Genomic DNA, 5,424 nt, shown 5'->3' with positions numbered 1-5,424 from the left:
CGGGCCCGGGGACAGGCCGAAGGAGCTCAGTCCGAACACGCGGGGGTCCGTAGCAGTTGTAGCAGATGCCCGGCCCGCACAAATCCTGCGCAGCCGCATGATAATCCGCGCCCCCACCTGATGCAAGCACGCAAAATGTTTATTTGCAACTACTTATAGTATACGGAATTCTGTATTCGCCCTGCCCCCCGGGATGGAAGGGGTCGCGTCCGCGGATGTTTGCGGGCAACAGCATGAAGCAGAGCGACTTGGATGCGCTGAACTGAAACAGGCCCGGTATGGGAGGAGCGGACTCTCGGCCGGTCTTAAATCGTCCGTTTACGTTCTGATCAGGTGCGGATGGGTCCCGTCGCGTCCGTATCAGATGCCGAAATCCCCCGTACGAGGGCGACCTCTGCGCCCATCCGGCGTCCCGGCCGGTGCGGAGATTGCCCGTGCGGACGGTGACCACCCTCCATCCACGCCCACCGGCCATGGCCCATGCTGCTGCGCTCCACTGACCGCGGGCTGTACTGCGAAGCGGGCGACTTTTACGTGGACCCCTGGCAGCCGGTGGACCGCGCCGTCATCACGCACGCGCACGGCGACCACGCGCGCTGGGGCAGCCAGTCGTACCTGGGCTCGCGCGAGGGCGAGCGCGTGCTGCGCACCCGCATGGGGCCGGGCGCCCGCATCCGCACGGTGGACTGGGGCGAGACCGTGAGCGTGAACGGCGTGCGCGTGTCGCTGCACCCGGCCGGGCACATCCTGGGCAGCGCGCAGGTGCGCGTGGAGCACGGGGGAGAGGTGTGGGTGGTCAGCGGCGACTACAAGACGGAAGCGGACCCCACCTGCACGCCGTTCGAGCCGGTCCGCTGCCACACCTTTGTCACCGAGTCCACCTTTGGCCTGCCCATCTACCGCTGGCGCCCGGACCGCGAGGTGTTCGCGCAGATCGACGCGTGGTGGCGGTCCAACGCCCAGCAGGGGCGGGCGTCGCTGCTCTTTGGCTACGCGTTGGGCAAGGCGCAGCGGCTGCTGGCGGGGATCGATCCATCCATCGGCCCCATCTACACCCACGGCGCCGTGGAGCGGCTGACGGCCGACTACCGCGACACGGGCGTGCCCATGCCGCCCACGCACTCCCCCGTGGGCCAGCCGCGCGGGCACGACTGGGGCGGCGCGATGGTGGTGGCGCCGCCGTCTGCGCACGGCACGCCGTGGATGCGGCGGTTCGGCAACGCGTCCACGGCGTTCGCCAGTGGGTGGATGCGGGTGCGGGGCCACCGCCGCCGCCGCTCCGTGGACCGCGGCTTCGTGCTGAGCGACCACGTGGACTGGCCGTCGCTGCTCCAGGCCATCGCCGCGACCGAGGCGGAATGTGTGTGGGTCACGCACGGCTACCGCGAGCCCGTGGTGCGCTGGCTGCGGGAGCGCGGGCTCCAGGCGCAGGCCGTGGCCAGCCGCTGGGAAGGCGAATCCGACGAGGCGGACGTCGTCGTGGAGACGGAGGAAACATCCTCTTCCGCCGAACCGTCTCCTACCGCTCCGGAGCGCCCCGAATCCGCCATGTTGGACACTGTTGACAGACCTGCGGATTCCCGTTAGCGTCCATGCGTGACCGACGAAAGGATCTCATGTTCACACATGCCAGGCGTGGCCCGGTCCGCGTCCTGTGGACGCGCGGCTGCATGCGCCCCGTCCCGCCGGACCGCGCTCGCGACGAGGATCTGCACGTGTTCCTGAAGGTGAGCAAGCGCTCGCGCAAGTCGATCAGGTGGTACATCGACCGATTGCTCGGTCCTGCTTGATCGGCGGCTCGCCTTCCTGACCTGTGGCCGGACGCAAGTCCGGCCTTGGTCTTTTCTGGCCCAGAGAGGGGGGAACGATGGTGCGGAGGGGTGGTTACATCGGCAACGGGAGCCCGGCAGCCGGGCATCTCAGGCCGGGACACCTGGTCTGGATGCCGGCGGGATCCACATGGCTAAACCGCGACAAGCCGCGCCCGTTCGTGCTGACGACGGCGTACACGCCCGGGCGGCTGGCAACGCTGGTGTATGGAAGCTCTCAAGAGACGGAGATGCGGCACGGGGCCGCGTTCATTGCCGTAGAGCCTGTGCCCGCGGGGTTGCGTCGCAACCGGCTCCGCAGCACTACATATTTCTACCCGGGTACGCTCCTGCCCGTACGGTATCCGCTGCTGCCGCCCCATGCGGGATTCCTGGGAGGCGCCCTGGACGAGTTGCGGAGAATGCTGAGGCGGGCGCTCGGGATCGGGCAGGGCTCCTGTCTCGCTCCGGGGGCGGACAGCAACTCGCGGCGCGGGCGCGTCGTGATTCTGCAGCCGTGGATGGAGCGGGATCTACGCACATCCCTGGCCGTACTGCTCACCGAGTCACGGTATTCAGCGGAAGCCAACTACCAGATCATCCTGCCGATCTATCCGGCGGCGAGATCACCATTGGACGGTGATGATATCCGGATCTCGTTGGGTGAGTGGCTGACCGTCGCGCCGGCGCTCGAGGAGGGCGCACTTCTGCCGATCCCGGCCGTGCACTCGGTGTGGCAGGCACACGCAATCGCACGCGAGACGGAGCACGTGATGGACGAGGAGTCCCTGGCGCGGATCGATCGCGCGCTGTGCGACTACTTCTCGCTTCCCGACCCGCCGCCGGGCGGGTGAGCGGGCGCGGCGGATGCGGTGTGGCCGGGTATCTGCTACTTGTCTCGGCCGTCATCCGCAGCCGTTCGTCACTGGACCACAGCCCCGCCGCACGTTGAAGCGCTTCGCCGAGCTGTACGCCGCGCTGGACGAGACGACCAGGACCGGCGAGAAGGTGGACGCGCTGGCCGCGTACTTCGCGCGCACGCCGCCCGAGGACGCCGCCTGGGCCGTGCACTTCCTGAGCGGCCGGCGGCCCAAGCGCCTGGTGGGCGCGCGCAAGCTGGCCGAATGGGCCATGCAGTCCACCGGCGTGCCCGAGTGGCTGTTCACGGAGTGCTACGAGTCCGTGGGCGACCTGGCCGAGACCATCTCGCTCCTGCTGCCGGAGAGCGACGAGTCCAGCCCCCTGCCCCTGCACGCGTGGGTGCAGGACCGCCTGCTGCCCCTGCGCGGCGAGGACGACGAGACCCAGCGCCGCGCCATCCAGCGCGCCTGGGCGGAGCTGGACGGGCCGCAGGCGTACGTGTGGAACAAGCTCATCACGGGAAGCTTTCGCGTGGGCGTGTCGCAAAGCCTGGTGGTCCGCGCGCTGTCCCGCGTGAGCGGCGTGGACGAGGCCACCGTGGCGCACCGGCTGATGGGCGCGTGGGACCCCACCCCGGAGTTCTACCTGCGCCTGCTGGCCGTCGACACCAGCGACGCGGACCTCAGCCGTCCATACCCCTTCTTCCTGGCGTACGCGCTGGAGGGCGAGCCCGAGACGCTGGGCGACGCGCGCGACTGGCAGGCGGAGTGGAAGTGGGACGGCATTCGTTCGCAGGTCATCCGCCGGCGGGGCACCACCTTCATCTGGTCGCGCGGCGAGGAGCTGATCACGGAGCGCTTTCCCGAGCTGGCGCAGGCCTCCGCCCTGCTGCCCGACGGCACCGTGCTGGACGGCGAGATCATGCCCTGGCGCGACGGGCCGCTGCCGTTCGCGCAGCTGCAGCGCCGCATTGGCCGCAAGACGCTGGGGCCCAAGATCCTGGCCGAGGTGCCCGTCGTGCTGCTCGCGTACGACCTGCTGGAGACGGACGGCGCGGACGCGCGCGAGCAGCCGTTCGCGTGGCGGCGCGCGCGGCTGGAGGCGCTGGTGCGCGAGACGCCGTCGGCCGGGCGCATCCTGCTTTCCCCCGCCGTGCACGCCGATACGTGGGACGGGGTGCTGCAGGCGTGGCGCGACGCGCGCGGCCGCGGCGCCGAGGGGCTCATGCTCAAGCGGATGGACGCGCCGTACGGCGTGGGCCGGCGCAAGGGCGGATGGTGGAAGTGGAAGGTGGAGCCGTTCACCATTGACGCCGTCCTCATCTACGCGCAGCGGGGGCACGGCCGGCGCGCGTCGCTGTACACGGACTACACGTTCGGCGTGTGGAAGGACGGCGAGCTGGTGCCGTTCGCCAAGGCGTACAGCGGGCTCACGGACGAGGAGATCCGCAAGGTGGACGCGTTCGTGCGCCGCAACACGATGCAGCGGTTCGGGCCCGTGCGCACGGTCAAGCCGGAGCTGGTGTTCGAGCTGGCGTTCGAGGGCATCCAGCGCTCGCCGCGCCACAAGAGCGGCGTGGCCGTGCGCTTTCCCCGCATGCTGCGCTGGCGCACGGACAAGAAGCCGGAAGACGCGGACTCCCTGGAGACCATCCTGGCCATGCTCGACGCACACGGGCCCGTCGGCTGATCGGGAAGGACGGGGCTCACACGGCACTTCGTGAACGGCACTTCGTGAGCGGTTGGCTCCACACCGGGCCACCTCCGTACCCGTGGGACCCTGAAAGAGCGCGAGAGGTTCGTCGGCCGCTGAGGGGCGGATTGGGCACGATCCAACCGTTTCTCCGTTCACGAATTGCCGTTCACGAAGTGCCGTGTGAAATGCAGGTCGCCGTTGCCGTCCCAGGATCATGGGCGTGACGGGCGATTGCGTGTCGGGTTCGTCGCGATTACCGTCGATGGCATCCGCTACACCTGTTCCTCCCGAAATCCCGCCGCCCCATGAAGCCGCTCCGCATCCTCTCCCTGCTCGCGCTCGCGTCCCTCGCCGCCTGTGGACGCGGTGACGCAGCGGGGGACACGGCCATCGTCCGCGACAGCGCGGGCATCCAGATCGTCGAGAACCGCGATGGGCGGTGGCGCGAGGGCGAAGCGTGGCGGCTGTCCGACGAGCCCGTGCTGCGGATCGGCGTGACGGAGGGCGACCCGGCGTACCAGATGGACGGCGTCCGCGCGGCGCTGCGGCTGGGGGACGGGCGCATCGTGGTGGCCAACGCGGGGAGCAAGGAGATCCGCTTCTACGACGCGCGGGGAACGCACCTGCTGAGCTCCGGGCGGCAGGGCGGCGGACCCGGCGAGTTCCAGTCGCTGTGGGAGATGCGCCGCCTGCCGGGCGACTCGCTGCTGGTCTACGACCTGATGGGCTTCCGGCTGTCGTGGATCGATCCCGCTGGCCGCTTTGTCCGCTCCACGCAGCTCGCGCCCGTGGGGGGCGTGCCGCCGCGCTTCGCGGACCGCCTGGCCGACGGCTCGCTGCTGCTGTCCAGCTCGGCGCGCCAGTCCAGCGGTCCGCCGGCCGCGGGCATGCACCGCGACACGCTGCGGTGGCTGCGGATGGCCCCTGGCGGCGGGTTGGACTCACTTCCGCTCACCCCCGGCGCCGAGTCGCACCTTGCCATCGGCGGGTCCGGTTCGTTTACCGTGCTGAGCATGCCGTTCATGCGCGACGTGCACACCGTCGCCGCGGGTGACCGGTA

The 5,424-nt window shown here is 70.0% G+C and carries 3 protein-coding genes and 1 pseudogene; all 4 read left to right on the top strand.

Features of this window, described 5'->3' with window-relative positions; translation table 11 throughout:
- The first annotated feature begins 480 nt into the window (after positions 1 to 480).
- A complete protein-coding gene (locus VFZ20_RS29770) occupies positions 481 to 1,587 on the top strand; it encodes a ligase-associated DNA damage response exonuclease (RefSeq protein WP_329687604.1) in 1,107 nt (368 codons plus the stop codon).
- 355 nt (positions 1,588 to 1,942) lie between these two features.
- Entirely contained in the window at positions 1,943 to 2,662 is a 720-nt protein-coding gene (locus VFZ20_RS29765) for a hypothetical protein (protein WP_329687603.1), read from the top strand.
- Positions 2,663 to 2,756: 94 nt separating this feature from the next.
- Positions 2,757 to 4,358 carry an ATP-dependent DNA ligase gene (locus tag VFZ20_RS29760; RefSeq protein WP_329687602.1) on the top strand — a complete coding sequence of 534 codons (1,602 nt, stop codon included), beginning with the start codon at positions 2,757 to 2,759 and terminating at the stop codon, positions 4,356 to 4,358.
- Between the two features lie 311 nt (positions 4,359 to 4,669).
- A pseudogene (locus tag VFZ20_RS29755) lies at positions 4,670 to 5,424 on the top strand (hypothetical protein); the annotation flags it as partial.

The sequence above is a fragment of the Longimicrobium sp. genome, from assembly GCF_036280135.1.
Lineage (GTDB): Bacteria > Gemmatimonadota > Gemmatimonadetes > Longimicrobiales > Longimicrobiaceae > Longimicrobium.
This window is presented reverse-complemented; position numbering and strand designations above follow the sequence as displayed.

What these genes read in the sequence shown, in the direction of transcription:
- VFZ20_RS29765 (WP_329687603.1), top strand. Translation starts at nt 1,943, where the DNA reads ATGCCGGCGGGATCCACATGGCTAAACCGCGACAAGCCGCGCCCGTTC.
- VFZ20_RS29770 (WP_329687604.1), top strand. Translation starts at nt 481, where the DNA reads ATGCTGCTGCGCTCCACTGACCGCGGGCTGTACTGCGAAGCGGGCGAC.